A 24,843-nucleotide genomic window follows, 5' to 3' on the forward strand; every position below is an offset into this window, starting at 1 on the left:
CGAGGTGCTCTCGCAGACTACGAGCGACCACCGACATCCCCGCCGGTCCCCGGGGATCAGCGCAGAGCGGTCCCGTGCACGGCGAACTCCTCGATCGCGGCGGTCTCGGAGACGGTCAGCGGCCCGGCTGCCAGGGCGGCGACGTTCTGCTCGAGCTGCGCGACGCTCGAGGCGCCGATCACCGCGCTCGTCACCGTCGGCACCCGGAGGACCCAGCTCAGCGCGAGCTGCGCGAGCGTCTGGCCGCGACCCTCCGCGATCGCGTTCAGTCCGCGCGCACGGGCGAGGTAGTCCTCGTCGATCCGGTCCGAGGAGAGGAAGCGCGAGGTCGCGGCGCGCGATCCGTCCGGAACGGTCCCGTCGAGGTAGCGGTCCGTCAGGAGACCCTGCGCCAGCGGGGAGAACACGATGCACCCTGTGCCGAGCTCGTCGAGGACGGGGAAGAGGCCGTCCTCGATGTGCCGGTCGAACATGGAGTAGCGGGGCTGGTGGATCAGGAGGGGCACCCCGCTGGCTGCGAGAGCGGCCTCGGCGGCACGGGTCTGCTCGGGGTCGTAGTTCGAGATGCCGACGTACAGGGCCTTGCCCTGCTGGACGGCGGAGGCGAGCGCCCCCATGGTCTCCTCGATCGGCGTCTCGGGATCCGGGCGGTGCGAGTAGAAGACGTCGACGTAGTCCACGCCGAGGCGCTCGAGGCTCTGATCGAGGGAGGAGAGCAGGTACTTGCGCGAGCCCCCGTCGCCGTACGGGCCGGGCCACATGTCGTAGCCGGCCTTGGACGAGAGGACGATCTCGTCGCGGTAGGGGCGCAGGTCCTCGGCGAAGATCCGGCCGAAGGCGGTCTCGGCGGCGCCGTAGGGCGGGCCGTAGTTGTTGGCCAGATCGAAGTGGGTGATGCCCAGATCGAAGGCGCGGCGCAGGATCGCGCGCTGGGTGTCGAGAGGGCGGTCGGATCCGAAGTTGTGCCAGAGGCCGAGGGAGAGGGCGGGCAACTTGAGCCCGCTCCGTCCCACGCGTCGGTAGTCCATGGCGTCGTAGCGGTCGGGGGCGGCGTCGTAGCTCACTCCTGGACTCTATGCCAGCCGCCCGCGGCCGCGGAATGCCTCGACGCGGCAGGGTGTTGACTCAGGTGACGCGCCCGGCGCCCCGGACGTGTCGCCGCGACAGGAAGTGAGTCACACGCACATGCGCACATTCGTACTCGCCGGAGGATGCTTCTGGTGCCTCGATGCCGTCTACCGCGTCCTCGACGGGGTGAGCGACGTCGTCTCCGGCTACACCGGCGGATCCACCGTCGATCCCGACTACGAGGACGTCTGCACGGGCCGCACCGGCCACGCCGAGGCCGTCGCCGTCACGTTCGACCCGGACGTCATCCCGGAGCAGGTGATCCTGGACGTCTTCTTCACCCTCCACGACCCGCGTCAGCTCAACCGCCAGGGCAACGACGTCGGAACCCAGTACCGGTCGGCCATGTACTACTCCACCGACGAGGAGAAGGAACTGTTCGAGGCCGCCCGCGACCGCGCGTCGGAGTGGTGGGACGGCTCGATCGTCACCGAGATCTCGCCGCTCGGCGTCTACTACCCGGCCGAGGACTACCACCAGGACTTCTTCGCCAAGAACCCGGGCCAGGGCTACTGCCTCGCCGTCGCCCTCCCCAAGGTGAACAAGATCCGCAAGTCGTACTCGAAGTACATCACCGCCTCCTAGCGGTCCTCCCCAGGCGCTGATCCCGCCGCTTCTCCACAGACGTGCCCGTCTCCACCTCGGAGGCGGGCCCGCCGTCACCACACTGTCCTCACGGCATCCGGGCGGTACCAGCCCCCTCCGCCCGGGTGCCGCTCCGGTCGCGACCGCGACCACCGACGAGAGGACACACCATGACCGACACCCTCACGCTCATCGGAGTCATCGGCACCGATCCGCGCAGCATCGACACCGCGAACGGCACGACGATGGCGAGCTTCCGCCTCGCCTCGGCGCAGCGCCGCTACGACCGCGCCGAGCAGCGCTGGGTCGACGGCGCGACGAACTGGTACACGGTCAACGCCTTCAACGGGCTGGCGGGCAACGCGCTCGCCTCACTCGCCCGCGGCGACCGCGTGGTCGTCACCGGCCGGCTCACCGTGCGCTCCTGGGAGAGCGGGGGCAAGTCGGGGACCGACGTCGCGCTGACGGCCGAGGGCATCGGCCACGACCTCGCCTGGGGGACGACGCGGTACACCAAGACGGTCGGGCGCTCGGCTCCGGTGGCCGCTCCCACGGCTCCCGAAGCGTGGAGCGAGGAGGCGCCGAAGGCGGCCGGAGGGCCGGCGGGCGGGGACTGGGGAGCGGCGACCTCTCCGTCCGAGCCCTCGGTAGAATCGGTCGACGCCCCGTTCTGAGCGGTGCGTCCGGCGCGAGATGCGCAGCCGTCGGAGGGAGCCGAGTGAGCACACGGATCGCGGTCGCCGATCGGGCAGGGCGTTTCGCCGCCGTCGTCGCGGCCGGTCTGCTCCTGGCGGGCTGCACCGCACCGGCCGCCCCCGAGCAGCCCTCGGCGTCGTCCTCGCCGCAGTCGACGAGCGAGGCCCCGCAGGCGCCCGCGGCCGCGGCGCTCGTCCCCGGCGGCACCGCCGAGGAGAACCTCCCCTACTTCGAGCAGGTCATCGACGCGGTCGTCGCGGCGGACGCCGAGGCGCCCGGCACGAGTGTCGTGGATGCTCTCGTCGCCGGCGGCTTCGCGAAGGAGTCGATGCAGCTCACCGCCGACGAGACGTCGATCGGCCTGGATGCGGACACCGTCGTCGTCTCGGTGAAGCTGGGCGAGTCGTGCCTCCTCGGGCAGTACGGGCCCAAGAGCGACGGGGTCCACGCCGTCGTCGCGGCACCCATCGCCACGGGCGCCTGCCTGGTCGGTCGGACGGTCCCGCTCCAGGGCTGATCCGCGCGCTCCCAGCCGGTACCCTGGAGTCGGCCCGGGCCTCCGGTCACGCCTGCGCGCGCTGACGAACGGAGGCCGACGTCCGGCCGAGGATCTCCCGGTCACGGGGTGGGTCCGGCGGAACGCGGGGCTCCGAGAACGTACGAGCGGTTGAGGGACAGAAGTGGCTGAATACATTTACTCGATGGTGCGCGCCCGCAAGGCGGTCGGCGACAAGCTGATCCTGGACGACGTCACGATGTCGTTCCTGCCGGGCGCGAAGATCGGCGTGGTCGGCCCGAACGGCGCCGGCAAGTCGACGATCCTCAAGATCATGGCCGGGCTCGACACCCCGAGCAACGGCGAGGCGCGGCTGAGCCCGGGCTACTCCGTCGGCATCCTCATGCAGGAGCCCGAGCTCGACGAGACGAAGACCGTGCTCGAGAACGTCCAGGAGGGCGTGGGCGAGATCAAGGGCAAGATCGACCGGTTCAACGAGATCTCGCTGGCCATGGCCGATCCGGACGCCGACTTCGACACTCTGCTGGCCGAGATGGGGACCCTCCAGGAAGCCATCGACGCCGCCGACGCGTGGGACCTCGACTCCCAGCTCGAGCAGGCGATGGACGCACTGCGCACGCCCCCGGGCGACTCGCTCGTCACGAACCTCTCCGGAGGAGAGAAGCGCCGAGTGGCGCTGACCAAGCTCCTCCTGCAGAAGCCCGACCTGCTGCTGCTCGACGAGCCCACCAACCACCTCGACGCCGAGAGCGTGCTCTGGCTCGAGCAGTTCCTCTCGAAGTACCCCGGCGCCGTTCTCGCCGTGACCCACGACCGGTACTTCCTCGACAACGTCGCGGAGTGGATCGCCGAGGTCGACCGCGGCCACCTCTACCCCTACGAGGGCAACTACTCGACCTACCTCGAGAAGAAGCGCGCGCGCCTGGAGGTCCAGGGCAAGAAGGACGCCAAGCTCGCCAAGCGCCTCACCACCGAACTCGAGTGGGTCCGCAGCAACGCGAAGGGCCGTCAGGCCAAGTCCAAGGCGCGCCTCGCCCGCTACGAGGAGATGGCGTCGGAGGCCGAGAAGACGCGCGTGCTCGACTTCGAGGAGATCGTGATCCCCGTCGGGCCCCGCCTCGGCGCGCAGGTCATCGACGCGAAGAAGCTGCACAAGTCGTTCGGCGAGCGCGTGCTCATCGACGACCTCAGCTTCACCCTCCCGCGCAACGGCATCGTCGGCGTCATCGGCCCGAACGGCGTGGGCAAGACGACGCTCTTCAAGACGATCGTCGGCTTCGAGCCCCTCGACGGCGGCGACCTGAAGATCGGCGAGACGGTCGACATCTCGTACGTCGACCAGAGCCGCGGCGGCATCGACCCCAACAAGAACCTGTGGGAGGTCGTCTCGGACGGGCACGACTACATCACGGTCGGGAAGACCGAGATCCCCTCGCGCGCCTACGTCTCGCAGTTCGGCTTCAAGGGCCCGGACCAGCAGAAGAAGGCGGGCGTCCTCTCTGGTGGAGAGCGCAACCGCCTCAATCTCGCGCTGACCCTCAAGCAGGGAGGCAACCTGCTCCTGCTCGACGAGCCCACCAACGACCTCGACGTCGAGACCCTGGGCAGCCTCGAGAACGCTCTGCTGGAGTTCCCGGGCTGCGCCGTGGTCATCACCCACGACCGGTGGTTCCTGGACCGGATCGCGACCCACATCCTGTCCTACGAGGGCACGGAGGAGGACCCGGCGAACTGGTACTGGTTCGAGGGCAACTTCGAGGCGTACGAGGAGAACAAGATCGAGCGCCTCGGCCCCGACGCCGCGAAGCCGCACCGCTCCGCCTACCGCAAGCTCACGCGCGACTGATGCGCCTGCACGTCGCCATCCCCCTGCGCTGGTCGGACTTCGACGCCTACGCGCACGTCAACAACGCCGAGATGCTGCGCCTGCTCGAGGAGGCGCGCATCCAGGCCTTCTGGCGGCCGGACTCCCCGGGCACGGCGGGGATGGCGACGGCGGTGCTCGATGCGCGACCCGGCGCGCGCACGATCAGCCTGATCGCCCGTCAGGAGATCGAGTACCTCGCTCCGATCCCGTACATGCGCGCCCCGCTCGACATCGAGATGTGGATCGGGCGGATGGGAGGCGCCAGCCTCGAGATCTGCTACGAGCTGTACTCGCCCGCCGGCGTCGAGCCCCGGGTGCTCTACACCAAGGCCGCGACCACGCTCGTCATGGTGACCGCGGCGACCGGACGGCCGGAGCGCATCCCCGACGAGCTGCGCGAGGTCTGGGCGCCGTACGTCGACGAGCCCGTGCAGTTCTCGAAGCGCGGCTGAGCGCGCGCGTCCCGCTCAGTGCAGCGGGACGCGCACCATGCCCTCCTGGGCGACGCTCGCGACCAGCAGGCCGTCGCGGGAGTAGATGCGGCCGAGCGAGAGCCCTCGGCCGCCCGATGCGCTCGGCGCCTCCTGGACGTAGAGCAGCCACTCGTCGACCCGGGCCGGACGGTGCCACCACATCGCGTGGTCCAGGCTGGCGATCCGCAACCCCGGGGTGACCCACGCCGCGCCGTGCCGACGGAGGGTCGACTCCAGGATCGTGTAGTCGCTCGCGTACGCGAGAGCCGCGCGGTGCAGCATCGGGTCGTCCGGCAGCGCGCCGAGGGAGCGCATCCAGACGCTCTGGTGCGCGACGCGATCCGGGTCGGCGCGCAGGTAGACGGGCTGCTCGACGTGACGCACGTCGAACGGCCGCTGGGTCGCCCAGAAGCTGCCGACCGGGTGGTCGACGCCCGCCAGGACGTCGGCCGTGCTCGGGAGCGACTCCGGATCGGGCACGCCCTCGGGCATCGGGGCCTGGTGGTCCAGCCCTTCGTCCTCCGTCTGGAAGGACGCGATCATCGAGAGGATCGGCGCACCGTTCTGGTAGGCCTGCGTGCGCCGGGTGCAGAACGAGCGTCCGTCGTGGATCCGGTCGACCGAGAAGGTGATGGGGAGGTTCACATCGCCGGGACGGAGGAAGTAGCCGTGCATCGAGTGCACGCTGCGCTCCTGGACGGTCCGACCGGCCGCGATCAGCGACTGCGCGAGGACCTGGCCCCCGAAGACGCGCCCCTCGGGCATCCACTGCGACGGACCCGTGAAGATGTCCTCGCTGGTCCGCGCCCCCGTGTCCGTCAGATCGAGCGCGGTGAGGAACGAGGACAGGGGATCGGGCACGGTGCCTCCGGATGTCGGCGGGTGGGTCGAGCGGCGAGGTAAGTTTATCGATGCGATGACTGCGTCCTTCTCCCTCGCCGATCCGCCCAGCCTCTCGGATCTGCGGGTCTTCCTCGGCCGATCCGCCCGCGTCGACGACGGCGCGGTGCGGCTCGTCGCCGACGATCACGTCCTGGCCGCCTACACCGCGATCCTGCAGCCCCGCGGGATCCTCGACCGCTCCTCGACGGTCCTCGGGCTCCGCGTGTTCGCGCTCGAGCAGCCCGCCGGCTTCGACCGGGTGATCCCGATCCGCGCTCTCTCGGACCGCCTCGCGCGCCTGCAGTGGGAGCCGGGCGGAGCCGACGGCAAGCCGGTGACGCTGCCCGACGGCGACGACGCCACCGCGGGCGCCTGGGCCGGCATCGCGCCGCCCCGCGGCGGCTGGCTGCGACGGGAGCCGGTCGATCCGGTGTTCCTCGAGAAGGTGGCGCGCGACGGCATCGACGAGATCGCGGCGGCCGTGGGCTCGGCGACCGGTGAGCAGATCGTCGGCCGCGTGCGCTCCTCGGTCTGGGGACGACCGCTCGACGGGCTGGAGGACGTGCCGGCCGGCGCCGCCTTCGCGCTCTTCGCGCTGGGCTTCCTCGGTGCCGACGACCCGGTCGCCCTCCTCGAGAGCGGTCCGTGGCGGCGCCTCACCTCGCGTCGGGGGCACGTGCTGGTCCGCACCCCCGCGTAGTCCGGCCTACTCCTCGAAGGTGTTGACCATGGCGTGCGCGGCGCGCTCCAGGTAGTCCCACAGCAGAGCGTCGTCCGCCGGTGCCAGCTCGAGCTCGTCGACGGCGACTCGCATGTGCAGGAGCCACCGGTCGCGGGCCTCCGGATTCACGCGGAACGGCTGATGGCGCATCCTCAGCCGCGGGTGCCCGCGCTCCTGGCTGTAGGCCGTCGGCCCGCCCCAGTACTGCTCCAGGAAGCCGGTCAGGCGCTGGATCGCCCCCTCGAGGTCGTGCTCGGGGTACATCGGCCAGAGCACGTCGTCCTCGCGCACGCCCTCGTAGAACCGGCGCACCAGGCGCTCGAAGGTCGGACGGCCGCCCACGTGCTCCCAGAAGCTCCGGAGCGGTGGTGTGCCGCCGATCTGCAGTCCGCTCACGAGCGGGGTCCTTCCGTCGGGGGAGTGGCGTCGCCGTCGCGGGGACGCGGGCGCAGAGCGCGGGGGAGCCGGACGGGCTTGCCGTGCTCCGTGGTGACGGTGGGCGACGGGGTGGTCCGCGGCGGCTTCGCACCGCCGACGCTGGTCGCCCCCTCGAAGCCGCTCAGCACGACAGCGTTCAGCGACGGCAGCTTCACGTCGAGGGCGTCGAGCGCCCGCTTCAGCCGCAGTCGCAGCTCGCGCGCGACGTCGTCCTTGGCGGTCGTGCGCGTCTTGATCACGAGGCGCACCACGAGGGCGTCGTCGGCGATCGACTCCAGGCCCCAGAGCTCGGGCTTGTCGATGATGCGCGCGCGCCAGCGGCTGCTGGCCGCGAGTTCGTTCGCTGTGGCCAGGACGGTGCTCTGCACCTGCTCCAGATCCGTCTCGTACGGCACGGCGAGATCGATGATGACGCGGGACCACCCCTGCGACATGTTGCCGACCCGTGTGATCTCGCCGTTGCGGACGAACCACAGCGTGCCGTTGACGTCGCGGATCTGCGTGATGCGGACGCCCACGGCCTCGACGACTCCGGTCGCCTGCCCCGTGTCCACGACGTCTCCCACGCCGAGCTGATCCTCCGCGACCATGAACAGGCCGTTGAGCACGTCTTTGACGATGTTCTGGGCGCCGAAGCCGAGGCCGGCGCCGAGCGCCGCGGTCAGCAGGGCGAACGAGCCGATCAGCGATTGGTCGATCGTGTTGACGATCATCACGAGCGCGATGACGACGATCAGGATCGAGCTGATGTTGTTCAGGATCGAGCCGAGGGTGCGGGTGCGCTGCACGACGCGGACGGCGGCGAGCGGCGAGGCCGCGATCGACTGGGTGTCCTCGACGCGCTGGCGCCTCTTCACGCCCGAGACGATCTGGTCGACGACGCGGCCGACGAGGAAGTGCGCGATGACCCTGGCGATCAGGGCCCCGAGCACGATCGCGAGGACCGCGACGCTCTTCCAGAAGACGGGGGTGTCGAAGAACGAGATGGTGGCGGAGACGGGATTCGGGGTGGAGGTCTCGAAGAGCAGCATGACCCGTCCAGGCTACGCGACGCCTCCTGACCGGTCCCGTGGTCCCGGCCCCCGGATCGCGGGAGGTGTATAGATTCGAGGACAGGGTCGGAGCACGGCCCGCCGAGGGAAGGACCTCCGTTGCTGCACTCGACCCGGACCCCCGCCGACAAGCGCCGGCTCTTCCGCGAGCGTCTGGCCACGGGCGAGCTGCTCCAGCTGCCCGGCGCGTTCACCCCGCTGTCGGCCCGCCTGATCCAGGAGAAGGGCTTCGACGGCGTCTACGTGTCGGGGGCGGTGCTGTCGGCCGAGCTCGGACTGCCGGACATCGGTCTCACGACACTGTCGGAGGTGGCAGGTCGCGGGCAGCAGATCGCCCGGATGACCGACCTGCCCGTCCTGGTCGACGCCGACACGGGCTTCGGCGAGCCGCTGAACGTCGCCCGCACCGTGCAGATGCTCGAGGACGCCGGAGTCGCCGGCCTGCACATCGAGGACCAGGTCAATCCGAAGCGGTGCGGGCACCTCGACGGCAAGGCGGTCGTCGACGAGAGCACCTCCGTCCGCCGCATCGCGGCCGCGGTCGACGCGCGTCGCGATCCGGACCTCGTCATCATGGCGCGCACGGACATCCGGGCGCTCGAGGGCCTGCAGTCGGCGATCGACCGGGCGAAGCGCCTGGTCGACGCGGGAGCGGATGCGATCTTCCCCGAGGCCATGCGCGATCTCAGCGAGTTCGAGGCCGTGCGCGCCGCCGTCGACGTGCCCGTGCTCGCGAACATGACCGAGTTCGGCAAGAGCGAGCTCTTCACCACGCAGCAGCTCGCCGACGTGGGGGTCAGCATCGTGATCTACCCCGTGTCGCTCCTGCGCATCGCGATGGGCGCGGCGATGAGAGCGCTCGACGCGCTGAAGGCCGAGGGATCGCTCCGCTCGGAGGTGCCGCGGATGCAGACCCGGGCCGAGCTCTACGAGCTGCTCGACTACGAAGCCTACGGCCGGTTCGACGACGGCGTCTTCGACTTCAGCCTGGCCGACCACTACGGCGCCTGAGCGCCCGCACTCCCCGGTGCAGCGCCGCGCCGGGTCCGTCTCGCGAAGGAGCGACGCATGAGCACGACGAGTCAGGACATCAGGAAGGGGCTCGCGGGGGTCGTGGTCGACACCACGGCGGTGTCGAAGGTGGACCCGGAGTCGAACTCCCTGCTCTACCGCGGGTACCCCGTGCAGGAGCTCGCCGCCTCGCGATCGTTCGAGGACGTCGCCTGGCTCCTCTGGCACGGCGAGCTGCCCTCCCCGGACGAGTCGGCAGCGCTCTCGGCGCTCGAGCGCTCGCACCGCGCCCTGGATCCGGCCGTCCGGTCGGTCGTCGACCTGCTGCCGCTCGGCGCCCATCCGATGGACATCGTGCGCACCGCGGTGAGCGTCCTCGGCACGCTCGATCCGGAGCCGGACGCCTCCGGCCCGGAGGACATCCTGGAGCGCTCGGTGCGGCTCTGGGCCGCTCTGCCCGGGATCGTCGCGTACGCCCAGCGGCGGCGGCGCGGACAGGAGCCCGTCCCTCCGCGCGACGACCTCGACTACTGCCGGAACTTCCTCTGGACGACCTTCGGCGAGATCCCGGACGACGTGGTGATCGACGCGTTCCGCGTCTCGCTGATCCTCTACGCCGAGCACTCGTTCAACGCCTCGACCTTCACCGCCCGGGTCGTGACCTCGACGCTGTCCGATCTGCACTCCGCCGTGACGGCCGCGATCGGGGCGCTGAAGGGCCCGCTGCACGGCGGCGCGAACGAGGCGGTGCTGCACGTCCTCGACGAGATCGGAGTCGGACCGGACTCCCGCGCCCGGTCCGAGGAGTGGCTCTCGACGGTGCTCGCCGCCCGGGGCAAGGTGATGGGCTTCGGGCACCGGGTCTACAAGTCGGGGGACTCCCGCGTGCCGACGATGGACGCCGCGATGCGCCGACTCGCCGAGCACGAGGGCCGGACCGACCTGGTCGAGCTGTACGACGCCCTCGCCGAGGCGATGGCGGAGCGGACCGGGATCCTGCCGAACCTCGACTACCCCTCCGGCCCGGCGTACCGGCTGATGGGCTTCGACACCGCGGTCTTCACTCCGCTGTTCGTCGCCGCCCGGGTCGTGGGCTGGACCGCGCACGTCATCGAGCAGCGCGGTGCCAACGCGCTGATCCGGCCGCTCTCGCAGTACGACGGCGAGCCCCGACGAGCGGTGCCGGAGCAGTAGGCACGACGGAGGGGGCGCCGGATCGCTCCGACGCCCCCTCCGAGGCCGATCAGCTCCTGCCGGGGATCAGCGCGCGTCGCGCTCCTGGGCCCGGAGCGCCCGCTCGACGCCCGCCAGGTTCTCGATCACCAGACGGCGCAGCGCCGGGACCTCGGGGTTCGCGTCGAGCCACTCCCGAGTGGCGTCGACGATCGCCTGAGAGGGCTCAGCGGCCGGGTAGAAGCCGACGACGAGGTACTCGGCGATCTTGTAGCTCTTCGCCTCCCACAGCGACCGGAGGGCTCCGAAGTAGACCGGCACCATCGCGTCGAGCAGACGCGGGTCGGCCGTGCGCTGGAAGCCCAGGCCGGTCGACCGGACGATCGTGTTCGGTGCGGAGTCGTCGGTCGTGACCGACTCCCAGGCCGCGCGCTTGGCCTCGGCCGTGGGCAGGGCGGCGCGGGCGTGCGCGGCCGACTGCTGTCCGGTCGCCGTGTTGTCGGCGGCCAGCGCGGAGTCGATCTCGTCGGTGCCCGCGCGACCGCCGGCGACGAGCGCGATCAGGAGCTCCCACGAGAGGTCCGTGTCGATCTCGAGGCCCTCGAGCGCGGCGGCTCCGCTGCGGAGAGAATCGACAGCGTCGAGGTGAGTCGGCGTCGAGGCCACGGCCGCGAAGAACTTGACGAACTGGAACTGGGCGTCGCTCCCGGCCGCGGCGCTCTGCGCCAGGCTCCAGAGCCGGTCGCCGACCTCCGCGACGGTCGTCTCGCGGTGCTCGGGGGCCACGTACTGCGTGGCGGTCGTGACCAGCTGGCCGAGCACGGTGCGCAGCGTGGTCGACTCCGTCTCGGTGGCGATGTTGCCCAGCACCAGGCGGACGAAGTCGCGCGGAGCGGACTCGGCGTCGCGCGTCGCGTCCCAGGCGGACCCCCAGACCAGCGAGCGCGCGAGCGGGCTCTCGATGCTCGCGAGGTGCTCGATCGCGACGGCGAGCGAGGCGTCGTCGAGACGGATCTTCGCGTACGCCAGGTCGTCGTCGTTCAGAAGCACGAGAGCGGGACGCGTGCGTCCGATGAGCTCCGGAACCTCGGTCCGCTCGCCGTCGACGTCGAGCTCGAGGCGGTCGACACGCACGAGACGGTCGCCCTCGAAGTCGTAGAGGCCGATCGCGAGGCGGTGCGGGCGGATCGTCGGGTACTCCTCGACGGCGCTCTGCAGGATCGCGAAGGAGGCGATGGAGCCGGACTCGTCGACGACGATCTCGGGGCGGAGCGTGTTGACGCCGGCCGTCTCGAGCCACTGCGCCGACCACTCCGACAGGTCGCGGCCGCTCGTGGCCTCCAGCTCGACCAGCAGGTCGTTCAGCTCGGTGTTCGAGAAGGCGTGCTTGACGAAGTACTCGTGCACTCCGGCGAGGAACTCCTCCTCGCCGACCCAGGCCACCAGCTGCTTCAGCACCGAGGCGCCCTTGGCGTAGGTGATGCCGTCGAAGTTGACCTGCACGTCCTCGAGGTCGTTGATGGTCGCGACGATCGGGTGGGTGGAGGGGAGCTGGTCCTGCCGGTAGGCCCAGCTCTTCTCCATGGCGGCGAAGGTCGTCCACGCCTCGGTCCACTCCGTCGCCTCGGCGGTCGCGAGAGTGGAGGCGTACTCGGCGAACGACTCGTTCAGCCAGAGGTCGTTCCACCACTTCATCGTGACGAGGTCGCCGAACCACATGTGCGCGAGCTCGTGCAGGATCGTGACGACCCGGCGCTCCTTGATCGCGTCGGTGACCTTCGAGCGGAACACGTACGTCTCGGTGAACGTGACGGCTCCGGCGTTCTCCATCGCTCCGGCGTTGAACTCGGGGACGAAGAGCTGGTCGTACTTGTCGAACGGGTACGGGACCCCGAACTTCTCCTCGTAGAAGGCGAAGCCCTGCTTGGTCTTCTCGAAGACGTAGTCGGCGTCGAGGTGCGGCGCGAGCGAGGCGCGGGCGAAGACGCCCAGCGGCACCGTGCGGCCGTCGGAGGAGACGAGCGAGTCGCGCTCCACGACGTACGGGCCCGCGATGAGGGCGGTGATGTAGGACGAGATGCGCGGGGTGGGCTCGAAGCTCCAGGTCGCGGTTCCCTCGCCGGTCGGGACCGGCTCGGGCGTCGGCTGGTTCGAGACGACCTGCCAGGCGGAGGGCGCGGTGACCGTGAAGCGGAACGCCGCCTTGAGGTCGGGCTGCTCGAACACGGCGAACATGCGCCGCGAGTCCGGCACCTCGAACTGCGAGTACAGGTACACCTCGCCGTCGACGGGGTCGACGAAGCGGTGCAGGCCCTCGCCGGTGTTCGTGTACAGCGCGTCGGCGACGACGGTGAGCTCGTTCTCGGCCGCGAGCGAGTCGAGGCGGATGCGGACGCCGTCGGCGACGTCGGCGGGGTCGAGCTCGACGCCGTTCAGCACCACCGAGTGGACCGCGCTCGTGATCGCGTCGATGAAGGACGAGGCGCCCTCGCTCGCGGTGAAGCGCACGGTCGTCGTGCTGAGGAACGTCTCGGCTCCCCGGGTGAGGTCGAGGGTGACGTCGTAGTCGATGACCTGGATCAGCGAAGCGCGCTCCTGCGCTTCGGTCCGGGTGAGGTTGTCTCCTGGCACGGGGTGCTCCATCCGTTCGTCTCGGGCGCGGCCGGTGGGCGCCGGGGTGCGGGCGCCGACGATCCAGCCTAGGGCCGCGGCGCCCGGTCGCACCCGAGCGGCGCTCAGGCGCACCGGGGGTGCGGACGGCGGCGTAACGTGAGGGCATGACCTCCGTGGATTTCTGGTTCGACCCCTCCTGCCCCTGGGCCTGGATGACCTCCCGCTTCGTCGACGAGGTGACTCCGGCCCGTGACCTCGACGTCACGTGGCGCATCATGAGCCTCGCGGTCCTGAACGAGGACAAGGACGTCGACGACTCGTACCGCAGCTTCCTCCCGCGGGCGCTGCGCTACACGCGCCTCGTCGCCGCCGTGGGCGAGCGCGAGGGCCGCGAGAAGGTCAAGCCGCTCTACGACGCGCTGGGCACCCGGATCCACGTGGGCGGCCGCACCGACGTCGATGCCGTCATCGCGGAGTCCCTCCAGGAGCTCGGGCTGCCCGCCGAGCTGGCCGCCTACGCGGACTCCGACGAGTACGACGCCCCGATGCGCGCCTCGCACTTCGAGGGCATCGACCGTGTCGGCCAGGACGTCGGCACCCCCGTCATCGCCATCGGAGACGTCGCCTTCTTCGGGCCCGTCCTCTCGCCCGCTCCGCGCGGCGAGCAGGCGCTGACCCTCTGGGACGGCATCGTCGCCGCCGCCTCGTACGACGGCTTCTTCGAGCTCAAGCGCTCGCGGACCCGCGACCCGCAGTTCGACTGAGGTCCGCCGCCCTCCCCGGGCGGTACTCTGACTCCCGGCCCGCTCGAGCGGGCATCGATTCGGCACTCTCAAAGGACGAGCGCGTGCGCATCCACATCGCAACGGACCACGCCGGGCTGGACTTCAGCCGGCACCTGATCGAGCACCTCGGTGCGGCCGGGCACGAGGTCGTCGACCACGGCCCGACGTCGTACGACCCGCTCGACGACTACCCCTCGTTCTGCATCAACGCCGCCGCCGCGGTCGTCCGCGACCAGGAGGCCGGCGTCCAGGCGCTCGGAGTCGTCTTCGGCGGTTCCGGGAACGGCGAGCAGATCGCCGCGAACAAGGTCGCCGGCGTCCGCGCCGCCCTGGTCTGGAACCTCAGCACCGCCGTGCTCGCCCGCCAGCACAACGACGCCAACGTGATCTCGATCGGCGCGCGCCAGCACACCGTCGACGAGGCCACGGGCTTCATCGACGCGTTCGTCGCCGAGCCCTTCACCTTCGAGGAGCGCCACGTGCGCCGCATCGCCCAGCTCGCCGAGTACGAGGCGACCGGCGACATCGTCGGCCGCGTCGTCGACTCGAGCGCGAAGAGCCTCTAGGTGCCGGAGGGGCACTCCGTCCACCGCATCGCGCTCCAGTTCGAGCGCGACGTGGTCGGGCACGCCGTCGCGGTGAGCAGTCCGCAGGGCCGCTTCGCCGAGGGCGCCGCCGTTCTCGACGGGCGGACGGTCCTGGAGTCCACGGCGGTCGGCAAGCACCTCCTGCTGCGCTTCGACGGCGATCTGCTCCTGCACGTCCATCTCGGCCTCTACGGGGCGTGGGACTTCCTCGGGCACGTCTCGCCGCTCTTCCCCGACGGGAAGGCGGGCAGCAGCATCGGTGCTCCGCGGCGACGCCGCGCCGTCCGCCTCTCCGAGACCGAGCACGAGACCGACACCGATCTCGACGAGTTCCCGCCCCCGCCGATCGGGGCGGTCCGTGTGCGCCTGCAGACGGAGGAGACGGTCGCCGACCTCCGCGGTCCGACAGCCTGCGAGGTGATGGACCCGTCGCAGGTCGAGACGCTGCTCGCGCGTCTGGGCCCGGACCCGGCCGCGGACGACTCCGACGCCGCCCGCGACCGCTTCGTGACGAGGCTGCGCAAGACCGCGACCCCGGTCGGCCTCGTGCTGATGGATCAATCCGTCGTCAGCGGCATCGGCAACATCTACCGGGCGGAGCTGCTCTACCGCGCGGCCCTCGACCCCCACACTCCCGGCAAGCAGGTGCCGCTCGAGCTCGCGAACGAGCTCTGGGCCGACTGGGCGCTGCTGCTGGAGGACGGGATCCGCACGGGGATGATGATCACCCGGCGCGGGCTCACCGCGACGGAGCGTTCGAAGGCCGTCCGCAGCCGCGCCGAGCGCAACTACGTCTACAAGCGGGAAGGGCTGCCCTGCCGGGTCTGCGGCACGAACGTCCTGCTCGAGGAGATCGGCGCGCGCAAGCTCTACTGGTGCCCGGTGTGCCAGTCGTGAGCGAGACGGACGCGCGATGAGCGCACCACTGCTCCTGCGCGGAGCGAGACTGCTCGGCTCGGCGGAGCCCGTCGACGTCCTGGTGCGAGAGGGCCGGATCGACGCGGTCGGGGCCGTCGACGACCCGGCCGCCGAAGTCCACGAGCTCGACGGCCGCTGGCTCCTGCCGGGGCTCTGGGACGAGCACGTGCACTTCTCCCAGTGGTCCATGACGGCGCCGCGGCTGGACGTCTCGAGCGCCGGCACCGCGGACGACGTCGCCGCGGCGGTCCGCGATCGTCTCGCCGTGTCGCCCGCCGGGGCGGTGCCGACCCTCGTCGGATTCGGCTACCGGGACGCTCTGTGGCCCGATGTCCCGTCGACCGCGCTGCTGGACCTGGTCGCTCCCGACCGCCCGGTGGTGCTGGTGGGCGGGGACCTCCACTCGGCCTGGCTGAACTCGGCCGCCCTCCGCCGCTACTCGGTGCCGTGGACGGACGACCTCCTGCGCGAGGAGGCGTGCTTCGAACTCGTGGCGGCGCTCGGCGCGATGACGGACGCGGAGCTCGACGACCTGGTCGACGCGGCGGCCCGGCAGGCCGCCTCGCGCGGAGTCGTCGGTGTCGTCGACCTCGAGATGCGGTGGAACATCGGCGACTGGCCGCGTCGCGTCGCACAGGGCATCCGGTCCCTCCGAGTGGAGACGGGCGTCTACCGCGACGACCTCGATCGGGCGATCGAGGCGGGGCTGCGGACCGGCGACGAGCTCGTCGGGGGAGAGGGCCTTCTCCGGATGGGTCCGCTCAAGGTCCTGATCGACGGCTCCCTCAACACCCGGACGGCGTACTGCGACCACCCCTACTCCGGTGCCGACGGCGGCCGCGGGGTCCTGACCGTCGACCCCGACGAGCTCGACGCCCTCCTGCACCGCGCCGTGGCCGCCGGGATCCGCCCGACCGTGCACGCCATCGGCGATGCGGCGGCCGCGGTCGCACTCGACGCGCTCGGCCGGGTCGGCGGCGGGCGGATCGAGCACGCGCAGCTGCTGGCGGACGCCGACATCCCGCGGTTCGCCCGCCTCGGCGTCGTCGCCGGAGTGCAGCCCGAGCACGCTCTGGACGACCGCGACGTCGCCGACCGCTACTGGGCGGGGCGCACCGGGCGGGCGTTCGCGCTGCGGTCACTGATCGACTCCGGAGCGACCGTCGTGCTCGGCTCGGACGCGCCCGTGGCTCCGCTGGACCCGTGGGTCGCGATGGCGGCTGCCGTGGCCAGGGCCCGGCCCGGCGACGAGCCCTGGCACCCCGAGCAGCGGCTGAGCGTGCAGGAGGCGATCACCGCCTCCACCCGGGTGCGCCGGCTGCAGCCGCAGGCGGGGGATGCCGCGGATCTGGTCGTCGTCGAGCGCGATCCGCTCACGGCCACCCCCGAGCAGCTGCGCGGGATGCCCGTTACGGCCACCCTCCTGGCCGGGCGCTTCACGCACTGGAGCTGAGTGCGCGAACGCCGACGGCCCGCCGATCCGAGGATCGAGCGGGCCGTGGAGGCGGTGAGGGAGCGGGGCTCAGCTCTCGCTGACGTGGGCGAAGAGGAACCAGCGGTCCTTCTCGAGACCGCGGCCGATCTCGATGGCGACGTCCTGGCTGCTCGCGTCGATCTCGGCGAGCTCGGCGATGGCGGTGTTGACCGTGGCGATCGCGACGTCCATCTGGGTGATGATCTCGACGATGGCGATCTCGGAGCGCTGGAAGCCGGGGGTGAGCGGCTGCGTCCTCGTCGCGGAGGCGACGGTCTGGATGCGGGCGTCGACCGGGAGGCCGAGGGCGACGACGCGCTCCGCCGCGAGGTCGGCCCACTCGATCGAGTGGGCGACGATCGTGTCGAGGAGCTCGTGGACCCCGATGAAGTTGGCACCGCGGACGTGCCAGTGCGCCTGCTTGCCGTTGACGGCCAGCGCGGTCATCTCGACGACGACGGGGCTGAGGAACTGAGCGACTCCGGATGCGACATCCGGGTTCGACGAGGTGAGCGACGTGACGGATGCAGTGGACATCGATCGGGTCCTTTCGAGAGGGGGTGACTGATCGTCAACTGTACGCCGCAGCCGCGCCGCCGCAAGGAAGCGGAGGCTCCGCTAACGCGGGTGAAGGACAGGCTGGCCTGGGCTTCAGGGGCCGTCCCTCGGCACGCAACGGGGGTCCGCCCCCGGGTCCACGCGACGTCGCGCCGATACGCTCGAAGACGCGCTCCGCTCCGAGGTCGGGCGCGGAGGAGGTCGGATGAGCGCCGCGACGACACCGCTCGCGGAGGCGACCCGCGCGTACCTCCGTCTGTGGCGCGACGTGCCGAGGGAGGCCCTCGCGCTCGTGATCGCCGTCCCGTTCACCCTCGCAGGAGCGCTCGCGGTCGGTCTCGCCCTGGTCGCGGCGCTGGGACTGATCGGCGTGCTGATCGGGCTGGTCTTCCTCCCGGTCGCCCTGATCGTCGCCCGCTTCTTCGCGCGCGGGACCCGGGGGATCAACCGGATCGCCGGCCGGCCCGACATCCCCGAGCCGCGCACGCGTCGGGCCCCGCCCGGTGTCGCTCCCGCGACCCACGCTCTCTACGGGCCTGTCATCGACGGCCACTACTGGCTCGCGCTGCTGCACGCACTGGTCGTCGCTCCTCTGCTGGCCGTCGTGTTCGGCGCCGTCCTCGCCCTCTGGACCTGGGCCGGCGTCGGCACCCTGGTGTCGGCGCTGGACGGCTCGGGTGCGGGCTCGGCCACCGCTGCCCGCTGGATCGTCTCGCGAGCGGCCTCGCTGCTCGGAGTGCCGGAGCCGCCGGCCGTGCTCGTGACCCTCGCGGCGATCGCGGTGGTCGTTCTCTTCGTCTCGACGCTCCCCTTCGCCACCCGCGGTCTCACCCTCGCGCGGTACCTCGTCGACCGGCTCCTGCTCGGCCCCTGGGGATCGGAGGCGCTCCAGCGCGAGGTCGAGGAGCTGAGCGCCTCGCGCGGCGCCGCGGTCGCCGCCGAGGACCGGGAGCTGCGTCGACTCGAGCGCGACATCCACGACGGACCGCAGCAGCGCCTCATCCGCGTCCAGATGGATCTGGCCTCGGCGGAGCGCCGTGTCGTGTCGGATCCGGAGTCGGCCGTCGCACTCCTCGCGCAGGCCCGCGAGCACGTGCGCACCGCGCTCGACGAGCTGCGTGCGCTGTCCCGGGGAGTGGCGCCGCCGATCCTGCAGGACCGCGGATTCGAGGCCGCCGTGCACTCCCTCGCCGCACTCAGCCCGGTGCCGGTGGACGTCCTGGTCGACCGCCCGGTCGAGGGAGTGCCGCCGGAGGTCGAGCGCAGCGTCTACTTCGTCGTCGCCGAGCTGCTCGCCAACGCGACGAAGCACGCCTCCGCGCAGCGGGTGCGCGTCCACCTCGACGTGCGCGAGGCGCGCACGACCGGCGAGCGGTGGCTCGACGCGTGGGTGATCGACGACGGAGTCGGCGGCGCGGGCGCCGTGCCCGGTCACGGTCTCGAGGGCGTCGAGGGAAGGCTTCGGGGACTTCGCGGCGTGCTGCGCGTGGACTCGCCGATCGGGGGAGGGACGACCATCGGGGTCCATGTGCCCTTCCGGGCGCGGGACGCCGCGAGCCCGGGCTGACGGATCCGCCGCCCTAGGCTGAGGGAGTGCCCTCCTCCTCCGTGATCCGCGTCGCCGTCGCCGAGGACTCCGTCCTCCTGCGCGAAGGGCTCGTCCGCCTCTTCGAGGACGCGGGTCTCTCCGTCGTCGGTTCGTTCGGGGACGCCGAGGGCCTCGTCGCCCGGCTCGCCGAGGACCCCGCGTCCATCGATGTGGCGGTCCTCGACGTGCGGATGCCGCCGACCTTCCGCGACGAAGGCGTGCGCGCCGCGATCGGGATCCGCAGCGCCCACCCCTCGGTCGCCGTGCTGCTCCTGAGCCAGTACGTCGAGGTGACCTACGCGCACGAGCTCCTCGGATCGGGGGAGGGCGGTATGGGCTACCTCCTCAAGGACAGGGTCGCGTCGGTCGACGAGCTGCGCGACGCCGTCGAGCGCGTCGCGGCGGGCGGGACGGTCCTGGATCCGCACGTCGTCGCCTCCCTCCTGCAGCGCCAGCGCGATCCCCTCGCCTCGCTGACTCCGCGCGAGCGCGAGGTGCTCGAGGCGATGGCCCAGGGGCGCACGAACGCGGGCATCGCCTCCTCCCTCTTCATCGGAGTGGGCGCGGTCGAGAAGAACGTCACGGCGATCTTCCAGAAGCTCGGCCTGGAGGACTCCGGGTCGGACCACCGGCGGGTCCTGGCCGTGCTGGCCTGGCTCCGCGCCGGTCGCTGACGGGCGGCCTCAGCCGAGGAGGCTCGTCGGGCGCTCCGCCTCGTAGAGGGCGCGCACCTCGTCGGCGCTGAGCGCACGATCCCAGACCCGGACCTTCGCGAGGGTGCCGATCGCGTAGTTGCCCGGCCCCCTCGTGAGCTCGACCCCGCCGACGGTGAAGTCGCCGGGCACCGGATTGAGCCCGTCGGGGAAGAGATACGGGTTCTTGGCGTACGAGGCGCCGGTGCTGTCGGTGTACGAGGGGTAGGCCACCGCCGCGCCGTCGAGGTACGAGACCGCGGCGGCGCCGTCGTAGGTGCCGACGTGCAGCTGCCAGACGTTCCGGGTGAAGGTGCTGCCCGAGGCGGCGTAGTCGCGCGAGTACGGGTAGCCCGGCGTCGGACCGCCGGAGCGCGAGACGTGGAAGGCCGCTCGCTCGTTCCCGCCGTACGTCCCCAGGTCGTAGAACAGCCCGTACGAGCGCGTGGGTCCCGCCGCGGTCTCCTTCCAGGAGCCCGCGACGAAGCCGGTGTCCAGGTCGGCCATCCGGACCCAGCTCGCGACCGAGACCGCGTTCCCCGTGGCGCCGATCGTCAGGCGCCCGGTCTGCGCGGCCGGGATGCGCAGGTAGCTCGTGCCCGTCATCGTCACCCCTGTTCCCCACGGCGTGGTCGCCCGGGTCGCCGAGGTGCGCCCCGCCTGCAGGAGCGGCAGATCCCCGCTCGTGGAGTAGTACGGGGCGAACGGCTCACTGAAGTCCCAGGCGGCCAGGGGAGGGGATCCCGGGGCGGTGGTCGAGGGCGGCGGGGTCGGCGATCCGGTCGGAGTCGGCGAAGGGGTCGCGGTGGGCGACGGAGTCGGGTCGGGGGTCGCGGTGGGCGACGGAGTCGGATCGGGGGTCGCCGGCGGAGAGACGATCGGCGTCGGCTCGGGGGTCGGCTCGGTGGTGACGATGGGAGTCGGAGGCACGATCGGACCGGACGTCCCCGGGGCGGTCGGCTCGTCGCTCGGAGTCGCGCTGGGCGTCGACGTGGCCTCCGGGGTCGCGGTGGGGGTCGCGATCGGCGTGGGCGACGGCGTCGCGATCGGGGCGGGCGGACCCTCGCCGCTGGGCGTCGGGCTCGGTGCGGACGTCGGCGCGGTGGTGGCGGCGGGAGGAGCCGCAGTGGGAGTGACGACGACCGGTGGGTCCGCGGTCGGAGCGGCCGAGGATCCGGGAGTCGTCGCCGTCGCGGTCGGCGTCGCGGTGCTGCCCGGGCCCGGGCTCGCAGACGGAGCTGTCTGGACGGCGACCGCCTCGATCGTGACGCTGCGACTGCTGCCGATGTTGCCCGCGGCGTCCCGCGCCTTCGCGACGAGGACGTGCCTGCCCGGGGCGAGGGCGGTCGCGGGGGTGACGAGCGTCCACGCGCCGCCGGCATCGGCGGTGGCGTTCCCGAGCCGGGTCGTGCCCGACCAGAACGAGAGGTTCGTCACGCCGTGCGCGTCCGTGGCGGTCGCGACCAGGGTCGCACTGCCCGCGACGGTCGCGCCGTCCTTCGGAGTGGTGATGACCGCGAGCGGCTTGACCACGTCCGGCAGTGGGGGAGCGGTGGACGAGGACGGCTCCGGTGCGCGCGTCGGCGACGAGGTCGGCACGGGGTCGGGTGCCGGTGAGCTGCCGCTCGGAGGCGCGGGGGTCGCGGTCGGCGCAGCGGACGCGGTGGTGGGGGGAGGTGTCGGAGATGCCGCTGGATCGGGCGGAGTGCTCGTCGGCGCGGGCGAGGCCGTGGACGGAGTGCTCGTCGGCACGGACGGAGCCGGTGAGGCCGTCGACAGCTCGGGCGACGGGCTCGCTCCGGTCTGCGAGACGGTCACCGTGACCGAGGCGCTGCTCCCGATGTTGCCCGCCGCATCGCGCGCCTTCGCCACGAAGACGTGCGACCCGGCGGGGAAGGACCGGGTGTCGATCGGCAGAGTCCAGCCCTCGGATCCCGCCACGCCGTAGCCGAGGCGCTTCGAGCCCTCCCAGAACGACACCTGGGTCACCGCGACGTCGTCCTTCGCGGAGGCGAGGAACGTCGTCGTGCCCGAGACCACGGCACCTCTCGTCGGCGCGAGGAGCGAGACGATCGGCTTCACCGCGTCCCCCGCGGCGGCCGCCGAGGACGCCGGAGCCAGCGCGGCGCTCCCGGGGGCGGTGAAGGCGGCCGCGACGAGCGCGAGGACCAGGACCGTCGCGAGTCGGCCTCGTCGACCTGAGGCGTTCCCCACCGTGTGCTCCGCTCGTAAGTCATCGGGACGGTCCTCGTCCCAGCCACTGATCATCGGAGTCTACGGACCCCCTTTCCCCTCGCTGAGCCCGTACCGGGGACACCCCGAGAGCAGCCTCACAGCTCGCCCCGGCCGCGCGGGCGCCCGGCGTCAGCCGCCGACGACCGCGCCCCGCTCCGCCTCGTAGAGAGCCCGCACCTGATCCGGGGTGAGCGCACGATCCCAGACCCGGACCTTGGCGAAGGTCCCCTTCGCGTAGTTGCCCGGGCCCGACGTCAGCTCGACGGCCCCGACGGTGAAGTCCGCCGCCTTGGGGTTCAGGCCGTCCGGGTAGTAATAGGGGTTCTTCGCGTACGTGTTCCTCTGGTTGTCGACGAACCGCGGGTACGCGACCGCGCTGCCGTCGAGGTAGGACGTGGCGTACGTGCCGTCGTAGGTCCCGACGTGCAGCTGCCACACGTTGCGCGTGAACAGGTTCCCCGAGGCGGAGTAGTCGCGCGAGTAGGGGTAGCCGGGGGTAGGTCCGCCCGTCCTCGAGACGTGGAACACGCTCCGCTCGTCACCGCCGTAGAGGCCGAGGTCGTAGAAGAGCCCGTACGAGCGGCCCTGGACGGTGCCGTGCTCGTTCCACGCACCCGCCACGTAGCCGGTGCTGCTGTCGGTCATGTAGACCCAGGTGGCGACCGTGACCGCGTTCCCTGTCCTGCCGATCGTCAGGCGCCCCGCGTTCTCCGCCGGAACGCGCAGGAAGCTGGTCCCGGTCATGTTCACTCCGGTGCCCCAGGGCGTCGCCGCACGGGTCGCGACGGTCTTGCCCGCCTGCAGGAGCGGGAGGTCGCCGGCCGTCGAGTAGTAGGGACCGCTGGGCTCCGTGAAGTCCCAGGCGGCCAGGGGCGCCGGGACCCCCGCCGCGGGAGGGGCGGGCGTCGTCGTCGGGCTCGGCGTCGCGGTCGCGGTCGGAGTGGCCGTCGGCGTCGCGGTCGGAGTGGCCGTCGGACTCGCGGTCGGCGCCGGGGTGCGCGTGGGTGTCGGAGTCGCAGACGGGACAGGGGTCGAGGAGACCGTGATCCGCACGGCCGCGCTGCTGCCGATGTTGCCCGCGGCGTCGCGAGCCTTCGTGATGACGGTGTGCGGACCGGCCGGGAGGGCCGTCGCGGAGGTGGTGAGCCCCCAGTCCCCGCTCGGCCGCTGCACGGCGTTGCCGAGCCGGGTCGAGCCCTCCCAGAAGGACACGGCCGTGACGCCGACGGCGTCGGAGGCCGTGGCGATCCAGGTCACGGGGCCGGAGACGGTGGAGCCGTTCGCGGGAGCGGTGATGGCCGTCGTCGGCTTCACGGTGTCCGGGCCGGAGGGCGCCGTCGGCCGAGGCGTCGCGGACGCGGTGGCGGTCGGCGCGGGTCCGGGAGTGCTGGTCGGCTGCGGCGCCGCCGTGCCGATCGGCGTGGGTGACGAGGACGGGGTCGGGGAGCTCGCCGACGCCGTCACGCGGATCGCGGCGCTCGTGCCGATGTTCCCCGCGGCGTCCCGTGCCTTGGCCGTGATCGGCCTGATCCCGGTGCCGAGCACCCGGGTGTCGAGCGGGAGCGACCACCCGGCGGCGTCCTTCACCGCGTATCCGAGCCGTGTCGTGCCGGACCAGAACGAGACCTGCGTCACGCCGACGGCATCGGCGGCGGCCGCTCGGAACGCGGTCGTGCCCGAGACGGTCGCGCCGTCGCCGGGGGCGGTGATGGAGACGGTGGGCCGGATGGTGTCCGTCGCGGCGACCGCGGCGCTCCCCGCTCCGGAGACCGCCATCGGCAGCACCACGAGTGCCGCCAGGGCGGCCAGCAGGCCACCGCGCTTGATCGAACCCATTCCGTCGTCCCCCTGTGCCTGCCCGGGCGGACCCCCGGACCCCGTCACGATAGGCGAGCGATGCGGATCCCCGCGAACCCCCACCGATGACACAGCGACCGCTTTCCCAGCGGCTGTCCAGCAGATGCCGGTGGCGGACCACCTCGGGCGAAGTGGGAGGATGCCCGGGAAGACGTCGTCGAACGAGAGGACCGGTCGTCATGACGGACACGGGCGCGCGAGGCCCTCGCCTCCTCGGACTCGGCTCGGGGCGCACTCCGCGTCTCGCCGCGACCTCCTGGGCGGCCCCGGGCGCCGTCCTCGTCGGCGACGTCGGACTCGGAGAGCGCGCGAGCGTCTGGTACGGCGCGGTCCTCCGGGCCGAGAGCGCCGCCATCAGGATCGGCGCGGGGAGCAACCTCCAGGACGGCGTGGTCGTCCACGTCGACGCCGGCTCCGATGCGGTCATCGGAGCGGGGGTCTCGGTCGGGCACAACGCGGTGCTGCACGGCTGCACTCTCGAGGACGATGTCCTGGTCGGCATGAACGCGACCGTCCTGAACGGCGCGGTCATCGGATCCGGGTCCCTCGTCGCCGCCGGAGCGGTCGTGCTCGAGGGGTCGGTGATCCCGCAGGGCTCGCTCGTCGCCGGGGTGCCGGCGAAGGTGCGCCGTGAGCTGACGGAGGAGGAGCGCGCAGGCATCCGCAGGAACGCGGAGTCGTACCTCGCCCTCGCCGAGCTGCACCGCGGGGCGGTGGACGTCGCGTAGAGCTTCCGCGCCGACGCCACGGGCAGGAACGCGAAGAGCCCCTGCGATCAGCAGGGGCTCTTCGATGTGAGGGAGGGGCTGACGAGAATCGAACTCGCATCATCTGTTTGGAAGACAGAGGCTTTACCACTAAGCTACAGCCCCGGATTCGCGGCTCATCCGCCGCTGACCCGGAGATCCGTGCCGACCTCCCGATCGGGCACCATGACACTGTAGTACATCCGGAGCGGGGTGCCCGAACCGATCGTCGCGGCGCGCGGGCCGG

General features: G+C 71.9%; 23 protein-coding genes and 1 tRNA gene. 15 read left to right on the forward strand and 9 right to left on the reverse strand.

What is annotated here, in order from left to right:
* Positions 1-56 precede the first annotated feature (56 nt).
* Positions 57-1,064, reverse strand: coding sequence for an aldo/keto reductase (locus IOC53_RS10750; protein WP_207405583.1), 1,008 nt, complete (start codon positions 1,062-1,064; stop codon positions 57-59).
* Positions 1,065-1,185: 121 nt separating this feature from the next.
* Here IOC53_RS10750 and msrA point away from each other — a divergent pair, with 121 nt between their 5' ends.
* From msrA to IOC53_RS10775, 5 genes are all read left to right on the forward strand, one after another.
* A complete protein-coding gene (gene msrA / locus IOC53_RS10755) occupies positions 1,186-1,713 on the forward strand; it encodes a peptide-methionine (S)-S-oxide reductase MsrA (protein WP_055792452.1) in 528 nt (175 codons plus the stop codon).
* Positions 1,714-1,883: 170 nt separating this feature from the next.
* On the forward strand, positions 1,884-2,387 hold the full coding sequence (locus tag IOC53_RS10760; protein ID WP_207405585.1) for a single-stranded DNA-binding protein: 504 nt from the start codon (positions 1,884-1,886) through the stop codon (positions 2,385-2,387).
* A gap of 44 nt (positions 2,388-2,431) precedes the next feature.
* Positions 2,432-2,926: a hypothetical protein gene (locus tag IOC53_RS10765; protein ID WP_207405587.1), complete on the forward strand. Its 495-nt coding sequence runs from the start codon at positions 2,432-2,434 to the stop codon at positions 2,924-2,926.
* A 163-nt stretch (positions 2,927-3,089) separates the two neighbouring features.
* On the forward strand, positions 3,090-4,772 hold the full coding sequence (ettA, locus tag IOC53_RS10770) for an energy-dependent translational throttle protein EttA (protein WP_207405590.1): 1,683 nt from the start codon (positions 3,090-3,092) through the stop codon (positions 4,770-4,772).
* Positions 4,772-5,245, forward strand: a complete 474-nt coding sequence (locus IOC53_RS10775; protein WP_207405592.1) for a thioesterase family protein — start codon at positions 4,772-4,774, stop codon at positions 5,243-5,245. The genes ettA and IOC53_RS10775 overlap by 1 nt, the downstream gene beginning before the upstream one ends.
* A 15-nt stretch (positions 5,246-5,260) precedes the next feature.
* Here IOC53_RS10775 and IOC53_RS10780 read toward each other — a convergent pair whose 3' ends face one another.
* On the reverse strand, positions 5,261-6,127 hold the full coding sequence (locus tag IOC53_RS10780) for an acyl-CoA thioesterase II (RefSeq protein WP_307786157.1): 867 nt from the start codon (positions 6,125-6,127) through the stop codon (positions 5,261-5,263).
* 55 nt (positions 6,128-6,182) lie between these two features.
* Here IOC53_RS10780 and IOC53_RS10785 point away from each other — a divergent pair, with 55 nt between their 5' ends.
* Positions 6,183-6,848: a hypothetical protein gene (locus IOC53_RS10785; RefSeq protein ID WP_207405594.1), complete on the forward strand. Its 666-nt coding sequence runs from the start codon at positions 6,183-6,185 to the stop codon at positions 6,846-6,848.
* Positions 6,849-6,854: 6 nt separating this feature from the next.
* Here the strand turns inward: IOC53_RS10785 and IOC53_RS10790 are convergent, their stop codons facing one another.
* Together IOC53_RS10790 and IOC53_RS10795 are read right to left on the reverse strand one after the other, a co-directional pair.
* A complete protein-coding gene (locus tag IOC53_RS10790) occupies positions 6,855-7,265 on the reverse strand; it encodes a globin (RefSeq protein WP_307786158.1) in 411 nt (136 codons plus the stop codon).
* Complete coding sequence (locus IOC53_RS10795; protein WP_207405597.1) at positions 7,262-8,338, reverse strand: mechanosensitive ion channel family protein; 1,077 nt, start codon at positions 8,336-8,338, stop codon at positions 7,262-7,264. Before IOC53_RS10795 ends, IOC53_RS10790 begins: the two co-directional genes overlap by 4 nt.
* A gap of 120 nt (positions 8,339-8,458) precedes the next feature.
* On the opposite strand from IOC53_RS10795, the gene prpB reads away from it, so the two are divergent.
* Complete coding sequence (gene prpB / locus IOC53_RS10800; RefSeq protein ID WP_207405599.1) at positions 8,459-9,370, forward strand: methylisocitrate lyase; 912 nt, start codon at positions 8,459-8,461, stop codon at positions 9,368-9,370.
* 57 nt (positions 9,371-9,427) lie between these two features.
* Positions 9,428-10,564 carry a bifunctional 2-methylcitrate synthase/citrate synthase gene (locus IOC53_RS10805; protein WP_207405601.1) on the forward strand — a complete coding sequence of 379 codons (1,137 nt, stop codon included), beginning with the start codon at positions 9,428-9,430 and terminating at the stop codon, positions 10,562-10,564.
* A 66-nt stretch (positions 10,565-10,630) separates the two neighbouring features.
* On the opposite strand, the gene pepN is transcribed toward IOC53_RS10805, so the two are convergent.
* Positions 10,631-13,174 carry an aminopeptidase N gene (gene pepN / locus IOC53_RS10810; RefSeq protein WP_207405604.1) on the reverse strand — a complete coding sequence of 848 codons (2,544 nt, stop codon included), beginning with the start codon at positions 13,172-13,174 and terminating at the stop codon, positions 10,631-10,633.
* A gap of 146 nt (positions 13,175-13,320) precedes the next feature.
* Between pepN and IOC53_RS10815 the strand changes: the two genes are divergently transcribed.
* From IOC53_RS10815 to IOC53_RS10830, 4 genes are all read left to right on the forward strand, one after another.
* On the forward strand, positions 13,321-13,920 hold the full coding sequence (locus tag IOC53_RS10815) for a DsbA family protein (protein WP_207405606.1): 600 nt from the start codon (positions 13,321-13,323) through the stop codon (positions 13,918-13,920).
* Between the two features lie 83 nt (positions 13,921-14,003).
* A complete protein-coding gene (locus IOC53_RS10820) occupies positions 14,004-14,507 on the forward strand; it encodes a ribose-5-phosphate isomerase (RefSeq protein WP_207405608.1) in 504 nt (167 codons plus the stop codon).
* Positions 14,508-15,425, forward strand: coding sequence for an Fpg/Nei family DNA glycosylase (locus tag IOC53_RS10825; protein WP_207405610.1), 918 nt, complete (start codon positions 14,508-14,510; stop codon positions 15,423-15,425).
* A 16-nt stretch (positions 15,426-15,441) separates the two neighbouring features.
* On the forward strand, positions 15,442-16,899 hold the full coding sequence (locus tag IOC53_RS10830; protein ID WP_207405612.1) for an amidohydrolase: 1,458 nt from the start codon (positions 15,442-15,444) through the stop codon (positions 16,897-16,899).
* A 69-nt stretch (positions 16,900-16,968) separates the two neighbouring features.
* On the opposite strand, the gene IOC53_RS10835 is transcribed toward IOC53_RS10830, so the two are convergent.
* The gene (locus tag IOC53_RS10835) at positions 16,969-17,457 is read right to left on the reverse strand and encodes a Dps family protein (RefSeq protein WP_207405614.1); all 489 of its coding nucleotides are present in this window, start codon (positions 17,455-17,457) and stop codon (positions 16,969-16,971) included.
* Between the two features lie 226 nt (positions 17,458-17,683).
* Here IOC53_RS10835 and IOC53_RS10840 point away from each other — a divergent pair, with 226 nt between their 5' ends.
* Both IOC53_RS10840 and IOC53_RS10845 read left to right on the forward strand, forming a co-directional pair.
* Complete coding sequence (locus IOC53_RS10840; protein WP_207405616.1) at positions 17,684-19,045, forward strand: histidine kinase; 1,362 nt, start codon at positions 17,684-17,686, stop codon at positions 19,043-19,045.
* 26 nt (positions 19,046-19,071) lie between these two features.
* Positions 19,072-19,740 (forward strand): response regulator transcription factor, encoded by a 669-nt coding sequence (locus IOC53_RS10845; RefSeq protein WP_307786159.1) that lies wholly within the window; start codon positions 19,072-19,074, stop codon positions 19,738-19,740.
* 9 nt (positions 19,741-19,749) lie between these two features.
* Here IOC53_RS10845 and IOC53_RS10850 read toward each other — a convergent pair whose 3' ends face one another.
* On the reverse strand, positions 19,750-21,972 hold the full coding sequence (locus IOC53_RS10850) for an Ig-like domain-containing protein (RefSeq protein WP_207405618.1): 2,223 nt from the start codon (positions 21,970-21,972) through the stop codon (positions 19,750-19,752).
* A gap of 150 nt (positions 21,973-22,122) precedes the next feature.
* Positions 22,123-23,829, reverse strand: coding sequence for an Ig-like domain-containing protein (locus IOC53_RS10855; protein ID WP_207405620.1), 1,707 nt, complete (start codon positions 23,827-23,829; stop codon positions 22,123-22,125).
* Positions 23,830-24,029: 200 nt separating this feature from the next.
* Here IOC53_RS10855 and IOC53_RS10860 point away from each other — a divergent pair, with 200 nt between their 5' ends.
* Positions 24,030-24,578, forward strand: coding sequence for a gamma carbonic anhydrase family protein (locus tag IOC53_RS10860; RefSeq protein WP_207405621.1), 549 nt, complete (start codon positions 24,030-24,032; stop codon positions 24,576-24,578).
* A 73-nt stretch (positions 24,579-24,651) separates the two neighbouring features.
* On the opposite strand, the gene IOC53_RS10865 is transcribed toward IOC53_RS10860, so the two are convergent.
* Positions 24,652-24,722 (reverse strand) — tRNA-Gly (locus IOC53_RS10865).
* Positions 24,723-24,843 lie beyond the last annotated feature (121 nt).

Origin of the sequence: Rathayibacter sp. SD072 (assembly GCF_017355185.1) — a bacterium.
Taxonomy (GTDB): Bacteria; Actinomycetota; Actinomycetes; order Actinomycetales; family Microbacteriaceae; genus Rathayibacter.

Coding starts and splice junctions, on each gene's coding strand:
- msrA (WP_055792452.1), top strand. CDS start 1,186: ATGCGCACATTCGTACTCGCCGGAGGATGCTTCTGGTGCCTCGATGCC.
- IOC53_RS10760 (WP_207405585.1), top strand. CDS start 1,884: ATGACCGACACCCTCACGCTCATCGGAGTCATCGGCACCGATCCGCGC.
- IOC53_RS10775 (WP_207405592.1), top strand. CDS start 4,772: ATGCGCCTGCACGTCGCCATCCCCCTGCGCTGGTCGGACTTCGACGCC.
- IOC53_RS10785 (WP_207405594.1), top strand. CDS start 6,183: ATGACTGCGTCCTTCTCCCTCGCCGATCCGCCCAGCCTCTCGGATCTG.
- IOC53_RS10795 (WP_207405597.1), bottom strand. CDS start 8,338: ATGCTGCTCTTCGAGACCTCCACCCCGAATCCCGTCTCCGCCACCATC.
- IOC53_RS10805 (WP_207405601.1), top strand. CDS start 9,428: ATGAGCACGACGAGTCAGGACATCAGGAAGGGGCTCGCGGGGGTCGTG.
- IOC53_RS10815 (WP_207405606.1), top strand. CDS start 13,321: ATGACCTCCGTGGATTTCTGGTTCGACCCCTCCTGCCCCTGGGCCTGG.
- IOC53_RS10830 (WP_207405612.1), top strand. CDS start 15,442: ATGAGCGCACCACTGCTCCTGCGCGGAGCGAGACTGCTCGGCTCGGCG.
- IOC53_RS10835 (WP_207405614.1), bottom strand. CDS start 17,457: ATGTCCACTGCATCCGTCACGTCGCTCACCTCGTCGAACCCGGATGTC.
- IOC53_RS10840 (WP_207405616.1), top strand. CDS start 17,684: ATGAGCGCCGCGACGACACCGCTCGCGGAGGCGACCCGCGCGTACCTC.
- IOC53_RS10855 (WP_207405620.1), bottom strand. CDS start 23,829: ATGGGTTCGATCAAGCGCGGTGGCCTGCTGGCCGCCCTGGCGGCACTC.
- IOC53_RS10860 (WP_207405621.1), top strand. CDS start 24,030: ATGACGGACACGGGCGCGCGAGGCCCTCGCCTCCTCGGACTCGGCTCG.